Genomic DNA, 24,260 nt, shown 5'->3' on the forward strand with positions numbered 1-24,260 from the left:
TGGTTTTCTCCAGGGGCAGTAGCATAGAGAAAGCTAGGCAGTTCAAGACCTTGGCCTTATAGCTCACTGCGCTCAAACCATTGCCTTAAGACTCAAAAAAAGCAGCTCACCAATGGCAGCTGAGCAGGAGCCTTTGCTATCAAAACCAGAATTAAGTGGGAGCCCCAGGCCCCGACACCTGGCTAGGCTCTTGAATATCTCTTGACCATATCATCAATGATCTGCGCGGTTTCGTCAGGAAAATCGAATTCATGTTCTTGCGGTTTTTCCACCCAATCTTTAACTATTGGAAGCCACTTTCTGGTACTGCCCCAGATTACAGGCAGGCCAAATTGCTTCAATGCAAAGGCGTTACACTGCTGCTCAAACTGGAATCGCATGGGTGCAACCAACAATTTTTTCTTTAGATAAAGTGCCTCGGCGGGCCCCTCGAAACCTCCACCAGTGAATAATCCCTCGCAGGTGGCCAGGCTCTTATTAAATTTCTCGTTGTTAACTGGCTCTACAAAAACGTTTCCGTCCTCATAGGCCACTTTACTGTGTTTGGAAAAAACTTCCCATTTCACATTGGGAATTTGTGTAAAAAGCTTTACCAACCTTTTATCATCAACGGCAGGCAGATAAACCGTATAGTGTCCGAGGTTTTCGGTTTTCATTGCCCGAATTTCTGCCCTGATTACCGGGGTATGAATAAAGGTATCGTACCGAACGAAATGAAAGCCGATGTGGTATTTTGTAGGTGCGTAGCGACTTAAAATGAGCTTTCCCCAATCCAGCGTCCGCGGGCGAGGAACTTTTTTGGATTTAAAGGCCGCTTGGTGACTCAAGGAAACACAATCTATTCCCTGAAGCTTACAGGCCCATGCACTAACGGGCTCAAAATCGTTCACAATAAGATCGTAATCCTTGAGCGGCAGCTGCTTCATATCTTTTCTAAAACGGAAAAGATTCATGCTTAACCAAGTTGCAAAATGATCTACCCCACCCTTTTTTCCAAAGATGAAACTGAAACCATGTAGCTGATATTTTACTGGCTGACTAAGTTTAACATCGGCCTGTGTACCGCTGACCAAAATATCTAGCTCACCATATTTTTGGAGCAATGGAATAATTTCGCGGGCACGGCTGATGTGGCCATTGCCTGTTCCCTGTATCGCGTAGAGTATCTTCATTTATGCCCGAATATCTAAAATTATTGGGCAATTTCATACTTTATATGCTGCAAAAGAATATTTATATCAAGTTTACTTTTTAAATCATCTGTATCAGAAAGAATTCCCTCATCCAATTCATCCTTTGTAAAATCTAGGTGATCATATTTAAAGATCGTCCATTGCTGGTCTTCATACTCCAATGCCGTTAAGCTTTCTACCCAATCGCCACTGTTAAGGTAGGTAACACTTCCAGCCTCGGTACTGATCTCTCTCTTTTCTGCTTGATGAATGTGCCCACAAACTACATATTGGTAACCTTTCTCTATGGCCAGTTCTGCAGCGGTTTGTTCAAAGCTGTTGATGAATTTTACGGCATCCTTAAATTTGGCCTTTATCTTTTTAGAAAAACTCATCTTCTCGCGACCAAAAGCAGTAAGTACCCAATTAACAAAACTGTTAATCAAGATGAGTGTATCGTAACCAACAGCACCCATTTTGGCCAACCATTTGGAATGTTGCATGGTTACATCGAAAACATCGCCATGAAAGAACCATGCTTTTTTTCCATCAAGATTTAGAATCAGTTTGTTTTGGAGGTGAAATCCACCCATTTCCATTCCGTCGAACTTTCTCAACATTTCATCATGATTTCCAGTGAGGTAATGTACTTGAACACCTTCAGAAACAAACTTCATGAGCTTTCGAATCACCTTCATGTGGGATTCTGGAAAATAGCTTTTGCTGAACTGCCAGATATCGATAATGTCGCCATTAAGGATTAACGTTTTCGGCTTAATACTCTTTAGGTATTTTAAAAGCTCTTTTGCATGGCAACCATAGGTGCCCAAATGCACGTCGGATATTACGACTACATCGACATTTCTTTTACTCATAAACGGGAATTTTTTGGGGCAAAGAATTTGATACCGCTCGAAATAAGCAGTTTAGATATAGTAAGGGCGTTTTACCACTCTTCTTCCTCATCGAGTTTAACCTCAAAAGGACTAAAGAAATAAAGTACAACGATTAACAGGCACACGGCGAAGAATGATTCTAACATCTCATCTGATTTACAATACAAAGGTAAGACGTTGTATATCAAACAAATGTTACGAGATTGTTAAATTTAATCATTTGATTAAGAAAAGATGTTAACATGACAAAGCAAAAAAAAACCCGTAAGCAAAATGCCCACGGGTTTCAGATTATTTCTGAAAGCAATTAAGCTTTAACTGCTTTCTTTTTTTTCTTATTTTCTGAATAAAAACCGAAACCTAGGCCCACAACCAATAAAATTGAAGCACCTAGTGAAATTTTCTCTCCAGTATAGTAAGATGTTGGATGAAAAATAAACTCTAATTTGTGATTGCCACCTTCCAATTGGGCCGCACGTAAAACGTAATCTGCCCTGAAATATGGTTTCTCAACACCATCTACATACATTTTCCAACCTTTGTTGTAATAAATTTCCGAGAATACCGCAATTACATCCTTTGCAGAAGAATATTCATAGGTTAAGTGATCAGGCGTGTAAGTTGTTAACTTGATAAAGCCCTCAGTTCCTGTACCTAAACGTTTGGTATCGATTAAGCTTTTATAGCTTTCATCTACAATGGCTTCTTTTTTGGCATCGAAACTACTAATGGCTTTCATTTCCTCATCAGCATTTTTAGCAAACTGTACACTTTGAACAAACCATGCGTTACCGGCTGCCGTTGAGTTACGTTGCATTTTATATGAACCATTTTGAGGGTCTTGGGTGATGATGTATTTGGTATTTAACATATCCAAAACATCTTGGTTGATGCTTTTAGTCAATTGATTATCTACCAATTCCTGAAAACGTTTCAATCTGGCCGAGTGGAAACCACCTACGGTCTTGTGGAAATATGATGTTTCGGCACTCTTAAATGGATCGCCCAACGATAAATCGAAAACCCTATAGTTTGGATCCTTATCAGCAGAGATTAATGGATCGATATCTCTTTCCTTGTAATGATTTGCTAGATCTGATTTGCTTACAAAGTTGTCGTTGTTTAAATAACGACGATCAACTTGCCAAAGATCGATCAGGATAAACAAACCTAAAAGCCCGAAAGCCAATTGCATATTCATCTTTTTAGTAATGAACGCCCAAGTTAAACCGAAACCAAGTGCCAAGAACAATAAAGTACGCAAAGCATCTGCACGAGCAAGTGCAACACGATCTGCAACGATACCATTTAGGATCTCAATTGCAGCACCTCTATTATTTTGCAGTGTTTGTGTTAAGGCATCTAACACCTGTGCTTGGTTGGCTTGTGTAAAGCTAAAAAATACAGTTGGCATAACGGCAATAATCAAGGCCAAACCACCGGTAATCCCTGCCGACCAAGTTAAGCGTTGTACCAGATATTTTTGATCGTGTTTACCCTCTTGTGCTTCTTTAATGGCCAACATGGCCAACAAGGGAACCAGGAAACCAACTACCGCTAAGATTGATTCTACTGCCCTGAACTTATTATACATTGGCAAATAATCGAAGAAAATATCGGAGATAAAAGGAAGATTTTGTCCGAACGAAAGGAACAACAATAAAATACTTGTTCCTAAAATCCACCATTTCCAACGGTGTTTAACGATGAACAAACCAAATACAAAAAGTAAACAAATGATCGCACCAAAATAATACGGACCAGATGTTCCTGGTTTGTTGCCCCAATATTGATTGGTGCCCAAGTTTTGCGCAACATAACCAATCGCTTGTCGAGGATCTACACCTTGAAGATTCTTTTCTACCGCCTTGTAGGTATTGCTTTCAGGCTTGATCATCTCATCAATACTGCTAGCACCACCATACAAGTTTGGAATAAGAAAAGTAAAACTTTCGCCAACACCTTGGCTCCATTGATAGGCATACTCCTTATCTAAACCGTTAGCTGGCTCAGCTTTATCGGTTGTTAAGTTCGATTTGCCACGAATGGTTTCTTTGCCGTATTCGTAAGTAGTCCACAAAGTACCTGCATTTACCAAAACAGCCAAAAATAACCCTGCAACGATATACGCAATAGATTTACCAAAACTTGCCAATTGTTTCGCTTTAAAAGCGTGATAAAGCTCGATAGAAGCTAAAATAAATAAAGCGATGAAAAGGTAATAAGTCATTTGGATGTGATTGGAACGGATTTCCAATGCCATGAATAAGGCAACCAAACTGGCACCAACCAAATATCTTCCTCGTAGTGTGAGAATAATCGCAGCAAGCAGCGGTGCAAAAAAACCAATTGCCAAGGCCTTGTTACTGTGCCCGGCGGCTATAATAATAAAATTGTATGATGTAAATGCAAACGCAATTGCACCCGCAGCGGCAAGCCATGGGTTAATTTTTAATACACAAAAAAGTAAATATGCACCTAGCAAGTATAATAAAACTGTCCCCACTGGATCAGGAAAAACACCTTTGATAACATCGATACCATAAGTGGTAATGTTTAATGGATACTGCACCCAGATTTGATAAGCTGGCATCCCTCCGAACATTTGGTTAGTCCAAAGTGGACCTTTGCCAGTGGCGGCTTTCACATCCATAATTTCTTTTTGCATGGCTTTTGCCTGCAAAACATCGCCTTGTTGTGGCGCTTTACCCTGCAAAACAGGACTGAAGTAGGCAAAAGTGATGACTACAAAAAATGCAATTATGGCGAGATGAATGCCATTCTTGTTGAACCAGTTATTCATTAAGGTTTGTTTAAGTTTAAACGAACGTCAAAAATAAAAAATTGAGCGGGATAAAAAAGGAATAAATTAAATGTGAGCAGAATAAAAAATTAGATTTGTGTTCTCGAATTTCAATTCAACCTATTTATGATGAGAAAGTTTATCATTATTCCGCTACTAATTATCATCACCGCTAGCAGCTTTGCCCAAATCGTAAGTTTAAACGCAAGGGAAATTAAACAACTGAAAACCGAGATTAGCAATAACGTTGAAACGAAAAAACTCTACTCAGGATTTGAAAAAGCTGCATTAAGCTATCTTTCCGAAATACCAAATCCTATCGATACGATTAGAACGGAGGGATTGTTGAAAGGAAATCCTAAAAAAGTGAAGACCCAATTGGCATTGGCAGATATGAACAAGATGTTCTCTTTGGCCTTACAGTACCGTTTGAAAGGTGACAAAAAATACCTCAATAAATGCATAGATTTTTTGCTTGCCTGGGCAGAAATTAATCGTCCAAATGGTGATCCCATTGATGATACCAATCTGGATAAGGCCGTAGAAGCTTATGATCTGATCAAGAATGAGATTCCTGTTGCGGCTAAAAAAACAATCGAAAAATGGCTTACTGAAACGGCGTTAGCTGAAATTAACAGTAAACGAATGAAAACTGGCCGAGCAACCGCCATCAATAATTGGAATGCACACCGATTAAAGGAGGTTGGAGAAATCGGTTATGCGTTAAAGAATCAAGAATTTATCAATTGGACTATCGAAAACCTCAAAAGCCACATCAACATCAACCTCAACGCAGATGGAACCAGTCTCGATTTTAAGGAAAGAGATGCCATGCATTACCATATTTATGATTTGGACCCCATGCTAAAACTTGCCATTATGATCAACAGGGATAAAGGACAGAATTTTTATATTTATGAATCTCCAAAAGGATCGTCGATTAAAAAATCTGTGGATTGGTTGATGCCGTACATCAAGGTAGAAAAGCAGCACGAAGAATATGTTAATACCACGGTGAAATTTGATCGAGACAGGGCAAAAAACAACGAGCCAGGTTTTGCACCTGGAACCTTGTTTGAGCCTGAATTGGCTATTCCTGTTTTAGAGTTGTCCATTTACTTTGATCCATCACAAGAAAAATTATTGACAGATATAAATTCCAAAGGAGAAAACTGGCAAATGGTGATGGATAAGATTAAGCGTGCTCGTTAGTAAATTTTCAAAATAAATAAACTTTCAATAATATTTGAAAGTTTAAAAATATAGTTATATTTGTGTATGGAATTAGCAGCAGCAAAACTGAAATTTATCGAGGCTTGGGGGAAATTGGGTTCAGAATGGGGCATTAACCGCACCATGGCTCAAGTGCATGCTTTACTTTTAATTTCTCCAGAAGCATTAACAACAGAGGAAATTATGGAGGCCTTGAGTATTTCTAGAGGTAATGCGAATATGACACTTCGCGACCTTATCGGTTGGGGATTAATCGAAAAACAACACAAAGCTGGAGAAAGAAAGGAATATTTCTTTGCCGATAAAGATGTGTGGAATATCGCCCGTCAGGTGGCAAAGGAGCGCAAGAAAAGAGAACTAGAACCTGTGCTTAAGGTTTTAAATGAATTATCAAATGTTACTGGAGATGAAAAAGACCCAGCGTATAAAACATTCAAAAAGTCACTAACGGATATCAATAAACTGGCAGGCAATGTTGATAAAACCTTAGAAACCATGTTAAAAGCTGAGGAAAGTTGGTTTTGGGGTTCGGTGCTGAAAGTATTTAAATAACCCCTCCCAAACCCTCCCCTGAAAGGGAGGACTTAAAAGCCTAAGCGGCTTTATTTTTTAATCTAAACTTTCATTTATTACTGAAACTACAAAATCATGAAAACGCTTCAAAACCATGTTATTTTATTCGATAATGAATGCCCAATGTGTTATGCTTATACAAAAGCATTTATTAAGGTTGGTATGTTGCCGGGTAATGGTCGGGAGGCTTACCAAAATATGCCTATAGCTATTTGTCCATTGATAGATAAACAGCGAGCCGCTAACGAAATTGCCTTGGTAAATACAGCGAATGGCGAAGTGACTTATGGCATTTCAAGCTTATTCAAAATTATCGGAAATGCGATGCCCGTTTTTAAACCACTTTTCCAATTCTCACCCTTTATTTGGATAATGACAAAGTTTTACGCCTTTATTTCTTATAACAGAAAGGTAATTATTCCGGCAGATGTTAAGGAAGATGGTGTACAACCGAGCTTCAAAATTCTTTATCGCATAGTCTATTTATTGCTTACTTGGCTAGCTACGGCGTATATCTTAACGGTTTACGCCCATTTATTAACTGATTTTGTTCCGCTTGGCGGGAAGTATAGGGAATATTTAATTTGTGGCGGCCAAATGGTGTTCCAGGGAATTATTATATTTTTCTACAAAAAGGAAAAACTTTGGGAATATTTGGGCAACATGATGACGATCTCTTTTGCTGGATCAATGTTGTTACTGCCTGTTATAATCCTTGCGAAATACTTCCATATCATGCCTGTTATATTCATTCTGTACTTTTTGCTTGTAGCTGGCTTGATGTTTTTGGAACATTTGCGCAGAAGTAAAATCTTAAAGCTCGGTTTGGCTATGAGCATAACTTGGGCCGTTTATCGATTAATTGTTTTGGGATTAATCTTTAGTTTATAGAAATCATGATATACAAAAAAATTGTTCTTGCCGGAGGAAACGGATATTTGGGAGGATTATTGGCAAATCATTTTAGCCATTTAGCCGACGAAGTGATTATTTTAGCCAGAAAGCCTCATGCCCAAAAGGGAAACATCACCACAGTCCTTTGGGATGGAAAAACTGAGGACAGTTGGAAAGTGCTACTTAAAGATGCAGATTTACTCGTTAATCTTTGTGGCAAAAACGTAAACTGCAGGTACACTAAAAAGAATAAGGAAGAGATCATCAATTCTCGAATAGTTCCTACTCGCCTACTTGGAAAAGTTATAAGTGAAATTCAGAATCCACCCAAGCTCTGGATTAACATTACTTCATCAACAATATATCGCCATGCTGAAGATCGCTGGCAAGATGAAAAAAATGGTGAAATTGGAACTGGTTTTTCTGTTGAGGTTTGCAAAGCCTGGGAAAGTAGTTTTTTTGAAAGCGAAACTCCTCAAACTCGAAAAATAGCGTTACGTATGGGAATTGTATTGGGAAGAAAAGATGGCGCCTTTCCAAGATTATTGAATTTAGTGAAATTTGGTTTGGGTGGGAAACAGGGTGATGGGAAACAATATGTAAACTGGGTACATGAAAAAGATGCGATCCAAAGTATAGATTGGTTATTAAGAAATAATAACATTAATAGAATAGTCAACTGTACTTCTCCAAATGCAGTAACCAACAATACTTTAATGCAAAGTATTAGAAAAGCTAAGGGAATGCCCTTTGGAATAGCTACTCCTGCTTGGCTTTTAACTATAGGCGCACTGATTATTGGTACAGAAACCGAGTTGATTTTAAAAAGCAGATGGGTAAAGCCAGCGGTTTTATTGGATAATGGATTTAAGTTTCAATATGAAAATATTGATGAGGCGGTTCATGGAATCTTGGATAAGGAGATTTAATTGGAATCATCTTTTGCCAAGCTTATAAAATAGTTTATCAGTAAGCATCGCCACCTTAACGCTTAGCTCCCGCTAGGGATAAAGCACTGTAATAGTACTAATCTATGCTTACATAACAATTAATATGTCAATCATAATTTTAAGAACGATAATTAATGCTCCGATAGAAGGTTGTTTCGATTTAGCCAGAAGCATCGATCTGCATGTCCATTCTATGCAATCTTCAAATGAGAAAGCAATAGATGGAAAGACCTCCGGTTTGATTAACCTTAATGAAATGGTTACATGGAAAGCAAAACATTTTGGATTGAACTTTACCATGTCTAGCAAGATTACAGCAATGGAAAAATCATCTTGTTTCACCGATGAGATGACAAAAGGCCCCTTTAAGAAACTTCATCACCAGCATCTGTTTAGGGTAATAGATTCAGGAACAGAAATGACCGATATTTTTAAGTTTGAAGCTCCATTTGGCATACTCGGAAAACTTGTGGAAAAAATAATCCTTAAAAGCTACATGAAGAATTTACTAGTGGAAAGAAATAAGGTGATCAAAAAAGAGGCAGAAAAATTGTAAGTAGTTCTTATAAAAAGCACTGCCCAAATGAGATTGCCGCGAAACGAAGAAAAATCTTTTCTCGCAATGACGAATGCAATAAAAAAGCCTCGATTTTTTATCGAGGCTTATGTTTTCTATTTAACTTCTTCGTAATCTACGAAGTCGCCGAGTTTATCGGTTTTACTTTGATCCGGTTTTGGAGGCATGTAATCTATTGATATAGCGCCTTCAGGTTTTGATCGCTTTTGTTGTTGCTGTCCCTGCCAGCTTGCCTGCTGCTGCATTTTGCTGGCCAAGTTGCCAAATAGCATAGGTAATATCAATCGAATCAACATTCTGATGAGCCAAAGTACCAAGATTGCTATGAAAATGAATTTTATAAATGCCATTCTTAATTTACTGTTGTTACAAATATAGACGTCGCAAAATTTATTTTGTTACTTTTTGTGCCTTTAATTGCATTTTGATTACAAATACAATACGCAATATCGGGGTTAAAAGTTTTAATCTTCTACGATCTCAGCCACACGTCCAACCTGTCCATCCTCCAATCTAACCTTTATCCCTCTGGAATGAAATGCAGATGAGGTAAGTAAATTTTGAACAATGCCATAAGTAATGTTACCCGATCTTTGATCTTTCTTCAAGATAATGCCTACTTCCAACCCTGGATAAATATCTTTTCTGTTTTGCCCGTCCATTGTTAATACTCTAGGTTTTAAATCGACAAATATAAATTTCTAAATCCTTTTCACCCTACTTGCCAAATTTTTCTGCAAACATTTTCTCTAGCGCAAACATTTCATCACGAAGTTTAGCAGCCTGTAAAAAGTCCATATCTTTTGCCGCTTTCTGCATGTCTTTTTTAGTCTTATCCACTGCTTTTTGCAACTCACTCTTACCCATGTATTGCACAATCGGATCCGCAGCTATACTGATTTCTGCATTCTCAATATATGCTCTGGCTTTATTATCGATTGCTTTTTGAGAGAAATCTAAAACAGAAGTTTGTTCCAATATCGCCTCACGAGATTTACCAACTGTTTTCGGCGTAATGCCATGTTCCAAATTGTAAGCAATCTGAATATCTCTGCGTCGATTGGTTTCAGAAATGGTTTTCTCCATGCTGTCGGTAATTCCATCAGCATACATAATTACTCGACCTTTATCATTACGAGCCGCACGACCAATAGTCTGTATCAATGATTTTTCTGAACGCAAGAAACCCTCTTTATCGGCATCTAAAATGGCAACCAAGGTTACTTCTGGCAAGTCTAATCCCTCACGAAGTAGGTTAATTCCAATTAATACATCAAACTCCCCTAAACGCAAACCACGCAATATTTCCACACGCTCCAAGGTTTTAATTTCGGAGTGGATATATCGCGTTTTAATGTTCAGGCGATCCATATACTTGGTTAATTCCTCGGCCATGCGCTTGGTTAAAGTGGTGACCAAAATACGGCCGCCATCTTTAATGGTGATGTCAATTTCATTCAACAAATCATCCACTTGATTAATTGCTGGTCTAATTTCAATTACTGGATCTAATAAACCCGTTGGGCGAATTACCTGCTCTACCACAACACCCTCCGATTTTTCTAGCTCATATTCTGCCGGCGTTGCGCTAACGTAAATAGTTTGTGGTGCCAAAGCCTCAAACTCGTTGAAGTTTAGCGGCCTATTATCAAGCGCAGCTGGCAAACGAAAACCATATTCTACCAGCGATAACTTTCTAGATCTATCGCCGCCATACATGGCCCTAATTTGTGGAACCGTAACATGACTTTCGTCAATTACCATTAAATAATCCTCTGGAAAATAATCCAATAAACAGAAAGGGCGCATCCCCGGACTTCTGCCATCAAAAAAGCGAGAGTAGTTTTCTATACCAGAACAATAACCTAATTCCTTCATCATTTCGATATCAAAATTGGTTCGTTCCTCTAAACGTTTTGCCTCTAATAAATGTCGATCGGCAATGAGTTGGTTTTTACGAATCTCCAATTCCTCTTGAATGCCCCAAATGGATGAATTAAAACGATCTTTCGGAGTAACGAATAAATTGGCTGGATAAACTGCCATATCCTCTAATTTTTCTATTGTCTTACCAGAAACTGGATCTATGGCTGAAAGTTCTTCAATATCATCTCCAAAAAATGAGATGCGATAAGCATGATCCAAATAGGCTGGGTAAATATCTACTGTATCGCCTTTAACACGAAAAGTTCCACGTTTAAATTCAGTTGTGGTTCTGGCGTACATTATTTCCACCAAACTATGCAAAAATGCATTCCTCGAAATCCTCAAACCCACACCAAATCGAAAAACCATTCGCGAAAAATCTTCCGGGTTTCCCATACCATAAATGCATGAGATCGATGAAACCACAATAACATCCCTACGACCGCTCATTAAGGCAGAAGTGGTGCGCAAGCGAAGCTTTTCTATCTCTTCGTTAATACTTAAATCTTTTTCGATATAAGTATTGCTCGATGCAATGAATGCCTCAGGCTGATAATAATCGTAATAGGAAACGAAATAATTTACCGAGTTTTCAGGAAAGAAATTCTTGAATTCTCCGTAAAGTTGCGCCGCTAAGGTTTTATTATGACTTAAAATAAGTGTCGGCTTTTGAGTTTGCTCAATAACGTTAGCTACTGTGAATGTTTTACCAGAGCCTGTTACACCCAATAAAGTTTGGTAATTTTCGTTGGCATTTACGCCATCTACCAATTGTTTTATAGCAGTAGGCTGATCTCCGGTAGGTTGATATTCTGATGTGATTTTGAATTTCATGTGCAAATCAAATATACGATTAAGGCTGCAAAGACTAAAACAGGAAAAAGTCAGGAAAGTTGAGTGGATGGAATTATTTTGGAAACAAACAGAATACTGATAGTAAAAGCAGTTTGTTGTGGCAAAATTTAAATATTATCAAGAGCAGATTTTATGTAGATTCAAAATAAAAGTTATGCAAATTCAAAATAAAAGTTATGTAATTTCAAAATAGGACCTTTGTAAATGCAAAATAAAGAAGTATAAACAACGGAAAACAATTAAAAGAAAGCTCGAAATTTAAGCAATAAAAAATCCTCGCTGAAATAAATTCAGCGAGGATTAACTTCATCCTTAAAAACTTTTGCAAGTTGATTATTTACTTGCCGCTTTTTGCATTGGGTTTGTGCCAACAGATTGACCCCTCACCGCACCACCAGCTTTCAATTTAAAAGTTTTGAATTTGCTTTCCTTTGCCTTGCCACCCCAAGTGTTGTTTGCGGTATCAATATCTGCCGTTTCGCGTAATGGATCTACAAGGATTGATTCTACTTCCTTATCCTTAACATAAAATTTAGAGGTTTTCAATTCATTGTGTCTCCAAATTTGAGCGGGGATTCTATCTATTTCCTTGGTGCCATCCTTGTAAGTAAATTCAACAATAATTGGCATGACTAAACCTCCTCTATTGCTAAAACTTAGCTCGTACAGGAACTTGTTGTCGTACTTTCCTTGATCTGCAGCAGGCACAACCTCAATTGGCATAGCCATTTCTACTTTGGTTGCTGTTGCAGTATCAACCGTAACCAATCCCCTATCGTATTTGTAATAAAAATCTTGAGCCGCAGGGGTTTTATCTGCATAGAAACTGATTTTCTTATCCTCACGGTTTCTAATTTTCGAGATATCCTCAAAAGCATTTACGGCAGGTTTATCAACCTTAATCATTCTCGATCTTGCTGCAGGAACCTCTTTAGGAAAATCAGCTTTGGCGAATTTTACACTATCTAAGGCAATATCACAGGGCTCAGTTCCGTAAAACCAACCTCTCCAAAACCAATCTAAATCCTCACCACTTGCATCTTCCATGGTACGGAATAAATCTGCTGGTTCAGGATGTTTAAAAGCCCATCTTCTAGAATATTCCTTAAAAGCATAATCGAATAATTCTCTTCCCATAATGGTTTCACGAAGAATATTTAAACCTGTTGCAGGCTTAGAATAGGCATTCGGACCGAATCGAGCAATATTTTCAGAGTTAGTCATAATTGGCTCCAACTCATCTTTAGGCAATTTCATGTAATCAACAATGGTGTAAGCTGGTCCTTTTTTACTTGGGAATTTGTTATCCCAAAGTTCTTCTGTTAAATACTCCACAAAAGAGTTTAAACCCTCATCCATCCAAGTCCATTGGCGCTCATCACTATTTACAATCATTGGGAAAAAGTTATGCCCAACTTCGTGAATAATTACACCCAACATCCCGTTTTTAGTACTTTCACTATACGTTCCATCCACATCGGTTCTACCATAATTAAAGCAGATCATTGGATATTCCATTCCATTAGCCGCTTCTATACTTTGCGCCACTGGGTACGGATAAGGAATAGTGAAATCTGAATAGGTTTTGATGGTATGCGCAACTGCACGGGTAGAGTATTTGCTATATAAATTGTATGCTTCCTTACCATAAAAACTCATACACATCACGGTGTTGTTATTGGCTTGGATTTTTTGAGGCATGGCATCCCAAATGAATTTACGAGAAGAAGTCCAGGCAAAATCGCGAACATTATTGGCATTGAAAACCCAAGTTTTCTTCGCTGTAGATTTCTTAGTTTCAGCAGTTTTTGCCTCGGCTAAAGTTTGAATTTCTACCGGAGCCGTAGCTACTTTCGCTGCATTGTATCTGCTTAATTGTGATGGATTTAAAACCGCACTATAGTTAATACATTCGCCTGTAGAACCTACCAAGTGATCGGCAGGAACAGTCATCTGCACCTTGAAATCGCCAAAGGTTAAGGCAAACTCACCTCTACCGGTAAATTGGTGGTTTTGCCATCCCTGGAAATCGCTATACACACATAAACGGGGGTACCACTGCGTCATCGTGAACAAATAGTTTCCATCCGCTGGAAAGAATTCGTAACCTCCACGACCGCCAATGCTCATTCTATCGGTAATTTTATAATTCCAATCGATGTTGAAGATAAATTTTTGACCAGTTCTTAAAGCTACTGGTAAATCAACCCTCATCATGGTTTTGTTAACCGTATATTTCAGGTTCTTACCTGTTGCATCGGTTAACTTAATCACATTAATACCATAACCGTTATTGGCTTTCGCGCTCAATTGATCCAAACTTTGGGTAGTGCCTGTCATCGGCATTTTGGTAGCATCCTGATAATTGGCACTTTTATCGGTGCTGTGCTCATTCTCATCCAGCTGCAACCAAATATAAGTTAATGGATCTGGAGAGTTATTGGTGTAGGTCACCGTTTCCGAACCTGTTAGGAGCAGATTTTTTTCATCAAGTTCGCACTTAATATTATAATCTGCACGTTGCTGCCAATATTTAACGCCTGGTGCGCCACTCGCCGTACGTTGCTCGTTAGGCGTTGGCAAGATAGTACCCAATTGTTCGAACTTATTTCCATGGTTGCTCCCAGGATTGTTCTGAATATTTTGAGCCATGGCCAAACTACCTGAAAAAAGCAGGAGACCGATTAATGTAAACAGTTTATTCATAATTCTTAGTTAGTTAATAAGGGATTCTTTCTAAAGCCATTTTTAAAGCCAGGCTAAAAACGGCTGCTGATATAAACAAAACCCAACTGTGGCGTTTTATTTTAGTGTAATTAAAAACTAAATACGTGATGAACAAAATGATCATCACCATAAAAACTTGTCCGGCTTCTAGACCAACATTAAAACCAAAAAGACCCCATCCAATGTTTTGATCTTTTGCCAACATCATTCTGATGGAATTTGCAAAGCCCATTCCGTGTATCAAGCCGAAGCCTAGTGCCAAAAAGTAATTAATCTTTACCGCATTCATGGAAAAATTCCGCCTGGATAAGTTACTTACCGCCGTGATTACAATGGTACACGGAATTAAAAACTCTATCCATTTACTATCAAACCTAATGATATCCAAAACACTTAATAACAATGTTAATGAATGCCCGATGGTAAAAGCGGTAACCAAAATTAATACCTGTTTAAGATTTGTATAACTATAAATTGCCACGAGCGCTAAAATAAAAAGCTGATGATCTAAAGCATCAGCACTTATGATGTGCTCCCACCCCAATTTGAAGTAAAATATAAAATCTTGAAAGGGCATTATAACAAATTAGCTTATTGTATTTCGCTTTTAGTACTTTTGAAAGCTTAAAATTAAAGTTTTAATTATTAAAAAGGCAAAACTGAATAGAATGCAAGTGTTAAATACCAAATTTGTTACCATAATTTTAGCTTTAATCTTTTTTGGAGGTTCAAAAGGCGAGAAACATCCCTTGCATGTAAGCACTACCGAAGTTAACTTTAATGCAAAAGACAAAACGCTTGAGGTAAGCTGCAGAATCTTTTCTGATGATTTTGAAGCCATTCTAGCAAAAACCTACAAGCAAAAGACAGATCTATCCAATGCTGCCATGAAAGTTGCGATGGATAATTTGATAAAAAAATATATTACCACACACTTACAGCTTAAGACCAATGGAAAGCCCGTAACGATGGTCTATGTTGGTTTTGAGATCGATCATGAAGCTACAAATATCTATCTTGAGGTTGATAAAATTACTGCTGTAAAATCATTGGAGGTAAGCGATACCATTTTATACGACATGTTTGATGATCAGATGAGTATTGTGCACCTAGTTAAGGGAACGACCAGAAAGAGCACCAAAATCCTTTATCCCGACAAGACCTTTACCGCAAACTTTTAATCGTAATTTTTGTACTAGATAACGGGACAACATTAAAATACTGTTAAGTTTAATATCCCGTTTTTACTTTGTGGTAACATCATTCGAAAAATATTTCTTGTATCTTTTTTTAAAGGCCCTATTGTTAAAATAAGTTATGCATCTAATCATTTTCTCCAAACTATTAACGCCTCGAATAAAATACATATTCAACTTTATTTTTAAGGATATACTAAAAGCCGAGGTAGAATTTACTGGCAATAGTCAATATTTTTTGCAGAGTGAAAATGTTAAGGTAAGTTATGGTGATGCGCCACTTGCCGATGAGCTTTTCTTCAAAAATAGTTCATTGCTTCTATCAAATAAGCTGGAGGATATCAGCCCGAAAACAACAACATTTGGCGAATATTCTGTTCCATTTCCAGTAAAAGATTCTTTGCTACCTTTCGATGTTTTTGCCGCTTCCTTTTTCATTGTTAGCCGATATGAGGAATACATCCATCAGAAAAAAAATGAAGATGATTTTAGATTTTCGAAAAGTTATCAGCATAAATGGAAAGTATTAGATAGGCCAATTATTGATGAATGGGCGCTGATTTTAAAAAGCATTATCAAGAAAAAACATCTAAACTTTAAGTTTCCAGAAAAAACTTTTACGCATCAACCAACCATCAATTTAAGTGCAGTTCCCCATGCGCCAGATGGTTTTATCAACAGAACAAAATTTGCCTTTAGTACAGTTTTCTCCAAGGAAAACAATTACATCAGTTCCAAAATCGATCGCCTTACTGGCATGGCCGTAGATAATGAGAGCGTTTTAGATGAGGTGAATAAAATGCTGGCCAACAAAAAGATTAAACCAATTTACTTTATCGATTTCCCAAATGTGCCACTAGATTATTTAAGTTCAAATGGCATCTCCAGGGCATTAGTAGATCAATCGGTTGGCCTCCTCCGCCCATGCGCCAGTAGTAAAGAAAAAGCCGGCCAGATTAGGGAGGGAATACTTAAAATAAAAAAAATCCATCCAGAGCAAGTGAATTTAATCAGTCAGCAATTGGAGGTTTTGAAATTCCCGATTTGCTATCTTAACCTCATTGGCGCTGGTATAACTTCAGATTATTCGATGGGTTATGCTGATCATGCTGGCTTTAGGGCGGGAACCTGTACTCCTTTTAACTGGTACGATTTACAACTGGAAAAGGTTACGCCACTCATCATAAATTCTTATTGCCTAACCGATCACCTTTTTGAACATAAGCCAATTGAAGCTGCCAGAAAAACCCTTAAACACTATATCAATGCCGTTAAAGTGGTAAATGGCTCATTTTATAGCAGTTGGAGATTAAGGAGTTTATCCACTCACCTCAAATATAAAAAGCTTAAAACCATTTTTAACGAAATGTTGAATGATGCTGGGAATTAATTTAAGTTTATAAACTTTGTAAGTGTAGAATTGTTAATTTTAGAGAACGGCGAATTAGAATCGTTATCCTGCAAAATGAATACAACGACCTTTGATCTCAGCAAAAACAAATCTATTGCCAACACTTTTATCGCCGAACTTAGGGATGAAAATATCCAGAAAGATTCGATGCGCTTTCGCAAGAATTTGGAAAGATTGGGCGAGTTTTTTGCCTACGAGATTAGCAAATCCTTGAAATATGTTAGTCAGGAGGTTACCACGCCGCTTGGAGTTTCCAACTGTGAGGTTTTAGAGCAGCAGCCTGTTTTAGCCACCATTCTTCGGGCAGGATTACCGCTTCAACAGGGCTTACTGAACATTTTCGACAAAGCGGAGTGCTGCTTTATTTCGGCCTTTCGTAAAACGAAAAAGAATGGTGATTTTATCATCCAAATGGATTATGTTTCTACTCCAGATTTGGACGGTCGGATTTTAATTATGGCCGATCCTATGCTGGCCACAGGGCAAAGTATGGTGATGTGCTGTAAGGAAATGATTGCTCGATATAAAATAACCGAACTACATATTGTAGCTGCAATAGCTAGTACGGAGGGCGTTGCGCATGTGCGGGCGAACTTGCCAAAAGCTAAGCTTTGGTTGGGTGCAATTGATGAGGAAATGACGAGTAAATCTTACATCGTTCCTGGATTGGGCGATGCTGGAGATTTGGCTTATGGAGAGAAAGTATAGATTAGGATGAGTTGGATTTAAGGATAAGGCAGGATTTGGGAGGAAAAAATAAACAGTGTTGAATAGATGAATATTCTTTTTGTATGTAGCCGGAATAAATGGAGAAGTGCTACGGCCGAAACCATGTACAGGAACCATCCCGAACATGATGTTCGTTCTGCCGGAACGGAACCGTCTGCCAAAGTAAAAATTACTGCAAAACATATTGTTTGGTCCGATCTGATTTTTGTAATGGAGAAGAAACATAAGCAAAGGATCTCCGAAAAATTTGGGGAAGAAGCCATCAGAAAGGAAATAATAGTTTTGGATATTCCTGATGATTATCAATATATGGATGAAGAGTTGATTGAAGAAATCGACACTAAGGTTTCTCCGTATTTATAGTCTGACGAATTCCCTACCTTTACTTGCAAACAATCAGCCTTATCAATTTTGCAACATCAAAACAAAAAACACATCTTCTTCGATCTCGATCATACCATTTGGGATTTTGATCGCAATGCAGAAGAAACCCTCAATGAGCTTTATCATATTCATAAACTGGAAGAACTTGGCCTAAAATCATGTGCCGATTTCATCACCCGATATACGGAGAACAACCACCAGCTTTGGGCAGATTATCACCTGGGAAAAATTACCAAGGATTTTTTAAGGGCCGAACGCTTCAGCAAAACATTTATTCAATTGGGTGTTCATCCAGATGTAGTTCCTCATCAATTTGAGGATGATTATGTAAACATCTCTCCTACAAAAACCAATCTATTTGAAGATGCCGAAAATGTTTTAAGCTACCTCAAGGAAAAATATACACTTCACATTATCTCCAATGGCTTTAAGGAAACGACATTGACCAAAATGGATTTATCGAAGCTAAATCCTTACTTCCAACACGTCATTATCTCTGAGGATGTTGGCGTAAACAAACCTAATCCGATCATTTTTGAATATGCTCTGGATAAGGCAAAAGCGTCAAAGCAGGAAAGTATTATGATTGGTGATAGCTTAGAGGCCGATATTTATGGTGCGCTCCATTTTGGAATGGATGCAATTTTCTTCAACCCTACTGAAAAGGAAAAACCTGCAGATGTGGACAAGCAAATTACGGCTTTAAAGGAATTATTACTTCTATTTTAAGCTGATAGTACTATCTTTATTATTATGACAACTGCAAAAGTAAGAGCCTCAATACACCAAATTGTTGATGCATATAAAGCAAAGCTTTCTTCTTACCCTGATGAGGTTTTTCAGGTTACCCCGCCTATTAATGGCTGGAGCTACAGCGAAGTGTATTCCCATATTTTCGATTCTAGCTTACTTTCCTTAATCGCTCTACAAAATAGCATCAACGGAAAAGGTGAAGATAAGCCCACTCATTTTGCAGTAAAACTGATTTTATTTTTTGGCTCCTTGCCTCCAGCAAAAAAATATAAAGTTCCGAAAAGGTTAGCAGATCGGGTAAAGAAAATCACCAAAACCGAAGCCTTGGATTTTATTTTAGAATTTGAGGATGACTTAAAAAATACCTATCCAGAGATTGCCAAAGCAGATCATCATGCCAAAACCAAACATCCTCGTTTAGGTTATTTGAACGCAAAACAATGGCTTAGATTTATAGAAATTCACTTGAAACATCACCTGAAACAATTGAATAGAATCGAAAATAGCTTTCGGGCTTAAGATTATTTTACCATATTTGATTAAATCACAAGCGCTTACATGAAACACTTTTTCTATATTCTGATTATCATTGTCTTTACTTCTTGCAACAGTGAGAAAAAGGAATCAGCTCAAGCAGTTATTGCAACACCAACTGGATTGCAGGGATTACAGAAATCTACTGTAGCTGCGCCAGTAAAGGAAAACGCAAAAAGTAGCCTTATTTTTAATCCGCCACACGGCCAGGCTGGCCACACTTGCGATCTTGCTGTTGGTGCACCGCTCAACCGAACAGTAGTGGCTCAACCTCAACAAAACACTACAAGTCAACCCGCAACAACAAATGTTCCTGTGCAAGCAGTTACGAATACAAGTGGACAAAAGCTTAACCCGAAACATGGCGAACCGAATCATCGATGTGATATTGCTGTTGGAGCACCGTTAAATTCTAAACCAGTGCAAGTAGCCCAAACGAACATAGCACAACCAACCGTAATTAATCAACCTGTTGTTGCGAAAGTTGGCAAAGGGCTGAATCCCCCACATGGGCAGCCAAACCACAGATGTGATATTGCCGTTGGAGCACCACTAAATGCTAAACCAGTGCAAGCTGCAAAATCAGTTGCAGCTCCATCGCCAATGGCTACACCTGAGGCAAAAACCTTGGAAGCAAAAAATGGAGTAATGCTTAACCCGAAACATGGCGAACCGAATCACCGATGCGATATCGCTGTTGGCGCTCCACTAAGCTAATTAACGGACATTTTTTTACATCTTTGCAGCCAATGAAATTACCTACCATAAAAGGTTTTGATGAAGAGGCATTTAACAAGTATTTAAAAAATACGGGTTGGTTGATGCTAGCCCGAGTTGGAAGCTTGGTAATTAAGATTCTTGTTGGCTTTGCAATAACAAATTACCTTGGCAAAGAACTTAATGGAATTTTAAATTATCCAACGGCTTTTACAACCTTTTTTATTGCAGCTGCTGCCTTAGGATTAGATGGCTTTACTACACGTGAACTTTTAAAAACGCCCGAAAATAAAGATCGGTTACTAGGAACAGCATTCTGGTTAAAAATCATCGGCGGCTTAGCTATTATTCCTCTGATTTATTTTGCATATACCTTATGGAATAGCTTTAAACCTATTGAAACACCACTATTATACATCTTAATTATTGGCTTAACCGGAATCTCTCAAGCATTCTATATTACCGATAGTTATTTCCAATCCAAAGTACAAGCCAAATATGTAATGCGGGTACAGGTTTTTGGAAATATTCTTTCTGCGATTATTAAATTAGTTTTCATTCTTCTAAAATTGAATATTGAATGGTTTGTATTTGCACTATTGCTTGATACTATAATATTAGCCATAGGTTATATTTATTTCTATCAAATTAAAGTAGGCAGTATTTTCCAATGGGTATTCGATTCCAAATTGGCCAAATACCTTATAAAAAATTCCTGGCCATTAGCTTTATCTGCTGTTTTGGTTTCTATTTATATGAAAATAGATCAATTAATGGTCGAAAACTATTTGGGAACGGGTGCATTGGGCATATATTCTACGGTAGTTCAATTAAGCGAAAGTTGGTATTTTATTCCTGTAGCTATAGTTACTTCTGTATTTCCTGCAATAATGAATGCCAAGAGAGATGATGCTTTAAGATATGCCAAGCGATTACAAAATATGTATGATATCATGGTTTGGATAAGCCTCAGCGTTGCATTATTTATGACATTTGCTTCTCCTATCATTTATCATTTGGTTTACAAACCTGAATTTTGGGGCGGAGCACATGTTTTGACTGTTCATGTTTGGGCAGGAATATTTGTGTTTTTAGGAAGCGCTAGCGGACAATACCTCATTGCCGAGGGATATACAAAGTTGTCTATGCTCAGAACGGGTACAGGAGCAATTGTAAATATTCTACTAAACATAATTTGGATTCCAAAATATGGCATAATGGGAGCTGCACTTGCTACATTAGTTGCATACTTTACTGCTACATTTTTTATTTTATTAATTCCTAAAACTCGTCAACAAGGGATAATGATGTTAAAATCATTATTTTTGATCACCGCATTTCAAAAAATATTTAAAAGTTGAGCACACTAAAAGCACTAACAACACTAATAGCTAAGCCAAGCAGGCTTAAGGCATTACTATCATACGGACATAAAGGCTACCTAAATAGTATTGGTTGGTTGACAGCATTCGATAAAAAACAAGCTGTAGATGGTAAAGGCAAAGCATTGCCTTGGGTAACTTATTCTTTTATCGATTTTATTAAGGAAAGGATAAACAAAACACAGCATATTTTCGAGTATGGCTCTGGTAACTCGACCATTTTCTATGCTGAACGAGCAGCAACGGTTACTTCGGTTGAACATGATAAGAATTGGTTCGATAAGGTGAAAAATAGCAGTCCTGCAAATGCAGAAATGATATTTTGCGAATTGGAAAGAGATGGAGAATATGCTAAAAAAGCTGCCTTATTAAATAAGAAATTCGACATTATTATTGTTGATGGGCGAGACAGGGTAAGGTGTTGCAAATACAGCATTGAGGCCTTATCTAGCAATGGCGTAATCATTTTGGATGATAGTGAACGTGAGGTTTATCATCCTGCTCGAATATTATTAAAGGAACAGGGTTTTAAGGAAATCAGTTTCAGTGGAATTTCTCCCGGACTGTTTTATGAGAAAGCAACCTCTGTTTTTTACAAGGCAGATAACTGTTTGGGCATTTAACATTTAGGTTTTAACAGATGATTGATCAAAACTTAAAAACGGCATACGATAATTTTTACACCAATAGTGATGTTGCTTGGCGCATGCTTGGTGCGAAATATAAGGCACAAAACATTGTGGATGTTTGCAAGGAAATAAAACCTAAAAAAGTATTGGAAGTTGGCGCTGGAGACGGTAGCATTCTCCATTTCCTAAACGACTGGCACTTCGCACCAGAACTTTATGCTATTGAGATTGCTGAAAGTGGTGTTGATATTATTAAAGAGAGAAAATTAGCTCGATTGAAAGAAGCTAAAGTTTTTGATGGTTATAAAATTCCTTACGAAGACGACAGCTTTGATCTCGTTATTCTTGCCCATGTACTAGAGCACGTAGAACATGAACGAATGCTAATTCGCGAGCTCAAAAGAGTAGCCAAATACATCGTTGTAGAAGTACCAAAAGATTATCGTTTCGGTGTGGATGAACGAATGAAGCATTTCTTGGATTACGGACACATCAACATGTACACGCCCACTTCCTTAAGATTTTTACTACAAAGTGAAGGACTCGAAATCCTGGAAGATAAGGTTTCGATGACCGCTCCAGAAACCGTAAAATTTAATGAGTTTGTAAATAGAAAAGCACCCAAAACCTTTGCCAAAAACTTAAGGATTGAGTTGGAATATAGAATCAAAAAAACGCTTGGTAATTTATTGGGACGGAAAAAGCAAGAACAATATGCCAATGCCTATACTGTTTTAACCCAAAAATCAGATCAAAATCTGCATATATTTTAAAATAAAATAAGTTCTAAGCTTATATGAAACTTACATTAGGTTTTATTTACGATTCGTCATTGCGAGGCACGAAGCAATCCTAAAGCGTATGTATATAGGTTTTTATCGTTGTAAAATTGCTTCGTGCCTCGCAATGATGGTGTCCTTAATTATTTGTTTATGAATTATGAAAAAAGTCTTTCCTTAAATGGTAAAAAACCTTAAGTGGTAAACAACAAAGAATCATCATGCAAAACCTTGCCCCAATTGCCCTTTTCGTTTATAATCGTCCGCAACATACGGAGCGAACAATAAAATTTTTGCAACAAAACAACCTTGCGGAAGAGAGCAAGCTTTTTATATTTTCTGATGGTGCAAAAACTGCTAGTGACGATGAAAAAGTAGCCGAGGTTAGGGCAATCATTAATAAGGTAGATGGCTTTAAATCTATCAAGATTATTGAGCGTAAAGAAAACGCTGGCTTAGCTAATTCTGTGATCGCTGGTGTTTCCCAATTAATTAATGATTATGGCCAGATAATAGTTTTTGAGGATGATTTAATCACATCACCACACACACTATCTTATTTCAATAATGCCCTGAACCATTACAAGGATGAGCAAAAAGTGATGCACATTGGCGCTTACATGTATCCGCTAAAAGCTGATGATTTACCACAATCATTTTTTTATAGAGCGGCCACAAGTTGGGGCTGGGCTACATGGGATCGAGCTTGGAAAAACTTTGAGCCCGATATCGACATCTTGATAAAACAGTTCGATAAAAAGAAAAAGTCTGCATTTTCCATCGAGAACAAAATGAATTTCTGGAAGCAGATGCAGGAATTCAAAAAAGGCAAAAACAATAGTTGGGCCATTCGTTGGTATGCCTCTATCTTTTTAAAAGGGGGTTTAACGCTTAATCCAGCGCAATCTTTAGTCAACAATATTGGGCACGATGGAACTGGTGTCCATTCTGGAATCAATGACATCTACAATGTGATCATTAATCCAAAACCAATTACCGAATTTCCAAGGGTAATAGAGGAAAACAAAAAGGCTTATCAAACCATTAAAAGCTTCTTAACCACACGTAAGGGAAGCATGGCTACACGAATAAAGCGTTTTGTGAGAGAAAAATTAGCTCAATATTTTTCAAAGTAGTTCC

24 protein-coding genes are annotated in these 24,260 nt (G+C 37.8%); 16 read left to right on the top strand and 8 right to left on the bottom strand.

Going from position 1 to position 24,260, the window contains the following annotated elements:
* Positions 1-182 precede the first annotated feature (182 nt).
* From EZ449_RS04310 to EZ449_RS04320, 3 genes are all read right to left on the bottom strand, one after another.
* Complete coding sequence (locus tag EZ449_RS04310) at positions 183-1,172, bottom strand: glycosyltransferase family protein (RefSeq protein ID WP_131556744.1); 990 nt, start codon at positions 1,170-1,172, stop codon at positions 183-185.
* 20 nt (positions 1,173-1,192) lie between these two features.
* A complete protein-coding gene (locus EZ449_RS04315; protein ID WP_131556745.1) occupies positions 1,193-2,047 on the bottom strand; it encodes a UDP-2,3-diacylglucosamine diphosphatase in 855 nt (284 codons plus the stop codon).
* Positions 2,048-2,375: 328 nt separating this feature from the next.
* The gene (locus tag EZ449_RS04320) at positions 2,376-4,871 is read right to left on the bottom strand and encodes a YfhO family protein (protein ID WP_131556746.1); all 2,496 of its coding nucleotides are present in this window, start codon (positions 4,869-4,871) and stop codon (positions 2,376-2,378) included.
* Between the two features lie 126 nt (positions 4,872-4,997).
* Here EZ449_RS04320 and EZ449_RS04325 point away from each other — a divergent pair, with 126 nt between their 5' ends.
* The 5 genes from EZ449_RS04325 (at position 4,998) to EZ449_RS04345 (ending at position 9,077) form a co-directional block, all read left to right on the top strand.
* Positions 4,998-6,083, top strand: a complete 1,086-nt coding sequence (locus EZ449_RS04325) for an alginate lyase family protein (protein WP_131556747.1) — start codon at positions 4,998-5,000, stop codon at positions 6,081-6,083.
* A gap of 66 nt (positions 6,084-6,149) precedes the next feature.
* Complete coding sequence (locus EZ449_RS04330; protein ID WP_131556748.1) at positions 6,150-6,656, top strand: GbsR/MarR family transcriptional regulator; 507 nt, start codon at positions 6,150-6,152, stop codon at positions 6,654-6,656.
* Positions 6,657-6,752: 96 nt separating this feature from the next.
* Positions 6,753-7,568: a DUF393 domain-containing protein gene (locus EZ449_RS04335; protein ID WP_131556749.1), complete on the top strand. Its 816-nt coding sequence runs from the start codon at positions 6,753-6,755 to the stop codon at positions 7,566-7,568.
* A gap of 5 nt (positions 7,569-7,573) precedes the next feature.
* A complete protein-coding gene (locus EZ449_RS04340; protein ID WP_131556750.1) occupies positions 7,574-8,500 on the top strand; it encodes a TIGR01777 family oxidoreductase in 927 nt (308 codons plus the stop codon).
* 124 nt (positions 8,501-8,624) lie between these two features.
* Positions 8,625-9,077: an SRPBCC family protein gene (locus EZ449_RS04345; RefSeq protein WP_131556751.1), complete on the top strand. Its 453-nt coding sequence runs from the start codon at positions 8,625-8,627 to the stop codon at positions 9,075-9,077.
* A 116-nt stretch (positions 9,078-9,193) separates the two neighbouring features.
* Here the strand turns inward: EZ449_RS04345 and EZ449_RS04350 are convergent, their stop codons facing one another.
* The 5 genes from EZ449_RS04350 to EZ449_RS04370 all read right to left on the bottom strand — a co-directional run bounded on the left by EZ449_RS04350 (position 9,194) and on the right by EZ449_RS04370 (position 15,183).
* The gene (locus tag EZ449_RS04350) at positions 9,194-9,448 is read right to left on the bottom strand and encodes a DUF4834 family protein (protein WP_131556752.1); all 255 of its coding nucleotides are present in this window, start codon (positions 9,446-9,448) and stop codon (positions 9,194-9,196) included.
* 114 nt (positions 9,449-9,562) lie between these two features.
* Positions 9,563-9,760: a YwbE family protein gene (locus EZ449_RS04355; RefSeq protein WP_131556753.1), complete on the bottom strand. Its 198-nt coding sequence runs from the start codon at positions 9,758-9,760 to the stop codon at positions 9,563-9,565.
* A 55-nt stretch (positions 9,761-9,815) separates the two neighbouring features.
* The gene (gene uvrB, locus EZ449_RS04360; protein ID WP_131556754.1) at positions 9,816-11,858 is read right to left on the bottom strand and encodes an excinuclease ABC subunit UvrB; all 2,043 of its coding nucleotides are present in this window, start codon (positions 11,856-11,858) and stop codon (positions 9,816-9,818) included.
* Positions 11,859-12,212: 354 nt separating this feature from the next.
* On the bottom strand, positions 12,213-14,585 hold the full coding sequence (locus EZ449_RS04365; RefSeq protein WP_131556755.1) for a M1 family metallopeptidase: 2,373 nt from the start codon (positions 14,583-14,585) through the stop codon (positions 12,213-12,215).
* A gap of 13 nt (positions 14,586-14,598) precedes the next feature.
* Positions 14,599-15,183 carry a HupE/UreJ family protein gene (locus tag EZ449_RS04370; protein WP_131556756.1) on the bottom strand — a complete coding sequence of 195 codons (585 nt, stop codon included), beginning with the start codon at positions 15,181-15,183 and terminating at the stop codon, positions 14,599-14,601.
* A gap of 91 nt (positions 15,184-15,274) precedes the next feature.
* Between EZ449_RS04370 and EZ449_RS04375 the strand changes: the two genes are divergently transcribed.
* The 11 genes from EZ449_RS04375 to EZ449_RS04425 all read left to right on the top strand — a co-directional run bounded on the left by EZ449_RS04375 (position 15,275) and on the right by EZ449_RS04425 (position 24,256).
* Entirely contained in the window at positions 15,275-15,787 is a 513-nt protein-coding gene (locus EZ449_RS04375) for a DUF6702 family protein (RefSeq protein WP_131556757.1), read from the top strand.
* 136 nt (positions 15,788-15,923) lie between these two features.
* Positions 15,924-17,192, top strand: a complete 1,269-nt coding sequence (locus tag EZ449_RS04380) for a DUF7033 domain-containing protein (protein ID WP_131556758.1) — start codon at positions 15,924-15,926, stop codon at positions 17,190-17,192.
* A 75-nt stretch (positions 17,193-17,267) separates the two neighbouring features.
* On the top strand, positions 17,268-17,921 hold the full coding sequence (gene upp, locus EZ449_RS04385; RefSeq protein ID WP_131556759.1) for a uracil phosphoribosyltransferase: 654 nt from the start codon (positions 17,268-17,270) through the stop codon (positions 17,919-17,921).
* A 66-nt stretch (positions 17,922-17,987) separates the two neighbouring features.
* Entirely contained in the window at positions 17,988-18,305 is a 318-nt protein-coding gene (locus EZ449_RS04390; protein ID WP_131556760.1) for a low molecular weight protein tyrosine phosphatase family protein, read from the top strand.
* Between the two features lie 48 nt (positions 18,306-18,353).
* Positions 18,354-19,055: a YjjG family noncanonical pyrimidine nucleotidase gene (locus tag EZ449_RS04395; protein ID WP_131556761.1), complete on the top strand. Its 702-nt coding sequence runs from the start codon at positions 18,354-18,356 to the stop codon at positions 19,053-19,055.
* Positions 19,056-19,079: 24 nt separating this feature from the next.
* Positions 19,080-19,598 carry a DinB family protein gene (locus tag EZ449_RS04400; protein WP_131556762.1) on the top strand — a complete coding sequence of 173 codons (519 nt, stop codon included), beginning with the start codon at positions 19,080-19,082 and terminating at the stop codon, positions 19,596-19,598.
* Between the two features lie 39 nt (positions 19,599-19,637).
* Positions 19,638-20,330 carry a hypothetical protein gene (locus tag EZ449_RS04405; protein ID WP_131556763.1) on the top strand — a complete coding sequence of 231 codons (693 nt, stop codon included), beginning with the start codon at positions 19,638-19,640 and terminating at the stop codon, positions 20,328-20,330.
* Between the two features lie 32 nt (positions 20,331-20,362).
* Positions 20,363-21,691, top strand: a complete 1,329-nt coding sequence (locus EZ449_RS04410; protein WP_131556764.1) for a flippase — start codon at positions 20,363-20,365, stop codon at positions 21,689-21,691.
* Positions 21,688-22,335, top strand: coding sequence for a class I SAM-dependent methyltransferase (locus EZ449_RS04415; protein ID WP_131556765.1), 648 nt, complete (start codon positions 21,688-21,690; stop codon positions 22,333-22,335). The genes EZ449_RS04410 and EZ449_RS04415 overlap by 4 nt, the downstream gene beginning before the upstream one ends.
* A gap of 17 nt (positions 22,336-22,352) precedes the next feature.
* Positions 22,353-23,114, top strand: coding sequence for a class I SAM-dependent methyltransferase (locus EZ449_RS04420; RefSeq protein WP_131556766.1), 762 nt, complete (start codon positions 22,353-22,355; stop codon positions 23,112-23,114).
* Between the two features lie 227 nt (positions 23,115-23,341).
* Positions 23,342-24,256, top strand: coding sequence for a glycosyltransferase (locus tag EZ449_RS04425; protein ID WP_131556767.1), 915 nt, complete (start codon positions 23,342-23,344; stop codon positions 24,254-24,256).
* Positions 24,257-24,260: the final 4 nt, after the last annotated feature.

Source organism: Pedobacter frigidisoli (genome assembly GCF_004331675.1).
Taxonomy (GTDB): Bacteria; Bacteroidota; Bacteroidia; order Sphingobacteriales; family Sphingobacteriaceae; genus Pedobacter; species Pedobacter frigidisoli.

Excerpts from the sequence above, each read along its gene's own strand:
- EZ449_RS04310 (WP_131556744.1), bottom strand. The coding sequence starts at position 1,172 with ATGAAGATACTCTACGCGATACAGGGAACAGGCAATGGCCACATCAGC.
- EZ449_RS04315 (WP_131556745.1), bottom strand. The coding sequence starts at position 2,047 with ATGAGTAAAAGAAATGTCGATGTAGTCGTAATATCCGACGTGCATTTG.
- EZ449_RS04320 (WP_131556746.1), bottom strand. The coding sequence starts at position 4,871 with ATGAATAACTGGTTCAACAAGAATGGCATTCATCTCGCCATAATTGCA.
- EZ449_RS04325 (WP_131556747.1), top strand. The coding sequence starts at position 4,998 with ATGATGAGAAAGTTTATCATTATTCCGCTACTAATTATCATCACCGCT.
- EZ449_RS04330 (WP_131556748.1), top strand. The coding sequence starts at position 6,150 with ATGGAATTAGCAGCAGCAAAACTGAAATTTATCGAGGCTTGGGGGAAA.
- EZ449_RS04335 (WP_131556749.1), top strand. The coding sequence starts at position 6,753 with ATGAAAACGCTTCAAAACCATGTTATTTTATTCGATAATGAATGCCCA.
- EZ449_RS04340 (WP_131556750.1), top strand. The coding sequence starts at position 7,574 with ATGATATACAAAAAAATTGTTCTTGCCGGAGGAAACGGATATTTGGGA.
- EZ449_RS04345 (WP_131556751.1), top strand. The coding sequence starts at position 8,625 with ATGTCAATCATAATTTTAAGAACGATAATTAATGCTCCGATAGAAGGT.
- EZ449_RS04350 (WP_131556752.1), bottom strand. The coding sequence starts at position 9,448 with ATGGCATTTATAAAATTCATTTTCATAGCAATCTTGGTACTTTGGCTC.
- EZ449_RS04355 (WP_131556753.1), bottom strand. The coding sequence starts at position 9,760 with ATGGACGGGCAAAACAGAAAAGATATTTATCCAGGGTTGGAAGTAGGC.
- uvrB (WP_131556754.1), bottom strand. The coding sequence starts at position 11,858 with ATGAAATTCAAAATCACATCAGAATATCAACCTACCGGAGATCAGCCT.
- EZ449_RS04365 (WP_131556755.1), bottom strand. The coding sequence starts at position 14,585 with ATGAATAAACTGTTTACATTAATCGGTCTCCTGCTTTTTTCAGGTAGT.
- EZ449_RS04370 (WP_131556756.1), bottom strand. The coding sequence starts at position 15,183 with ATGCCCTTTCAAGATTTTATATTTTACTTCAAATTGGGGTGGGAGCAC.
- EZ449_RS04375 (WP_131556757.1), top strand. The coding sequence starts at position 15,275 with ATGCAAGTGTTAAATACCAAATTTGTTACCATAATTTTAGCTTTAATC.
- EZ449_RS04380 (WP_131556758.1), top strand. The coding sequence starts at position 15,924 with ATGCATCTAATCATTTTCTCCAAACTATTAACGCCTCGAATAAAATAC.
- upp (WP_131556759.1), top strand. The coding sequence starts at position 17,268 with ATGAATACAACGACCTTTGATCTCAGCAAAAACAAATCTATTGCCAAC.
- EZ449_RS04390 (WP_131556760.1), top strand. The coding sequence starts at position 17,988 with ATGAATATTCTTTTTGTATGTAGCCGGAATAAATGGAGAAGTGCTACG.
- EZ449_RS04400 (WP_131556762.1), top strand. The coding sequence starts at position 19,080 with ATGACAACTGCAAAAGTAAGAGCCTCAATACACCAAATTGTTGATGCA.
- EZ449_RS04405 (WP_131556763.1), top strand. The coding sequence starts at position 19,638 with ATGAAACACTTTTTCTATATTCTGATTATCATTGTCTTTACTTCTTGC.
- EZ449_RS04410 (WP_131556764.1), top strand. The coding sequence starts at position 20,363 with ATGAAATTACCTACCATAAAAGGTTTTGATGAAGAGGCATTTAACAAG.
- EZ449_RS04420 (WP_131556766.1), top strand. The coding sequence starts at position 22,353 with ATGATTGATCAAAACTTAAAAACGGCATACGATAATTTTTACACCAAT.
- EZ449_RS04425 (WP_131556767.1), top strand. The coding sequence starts at position 23,342 with ATGCAAAACCTTGCCCCAATTGCCCTTTTCGTTTATAATCGTCCGCAA.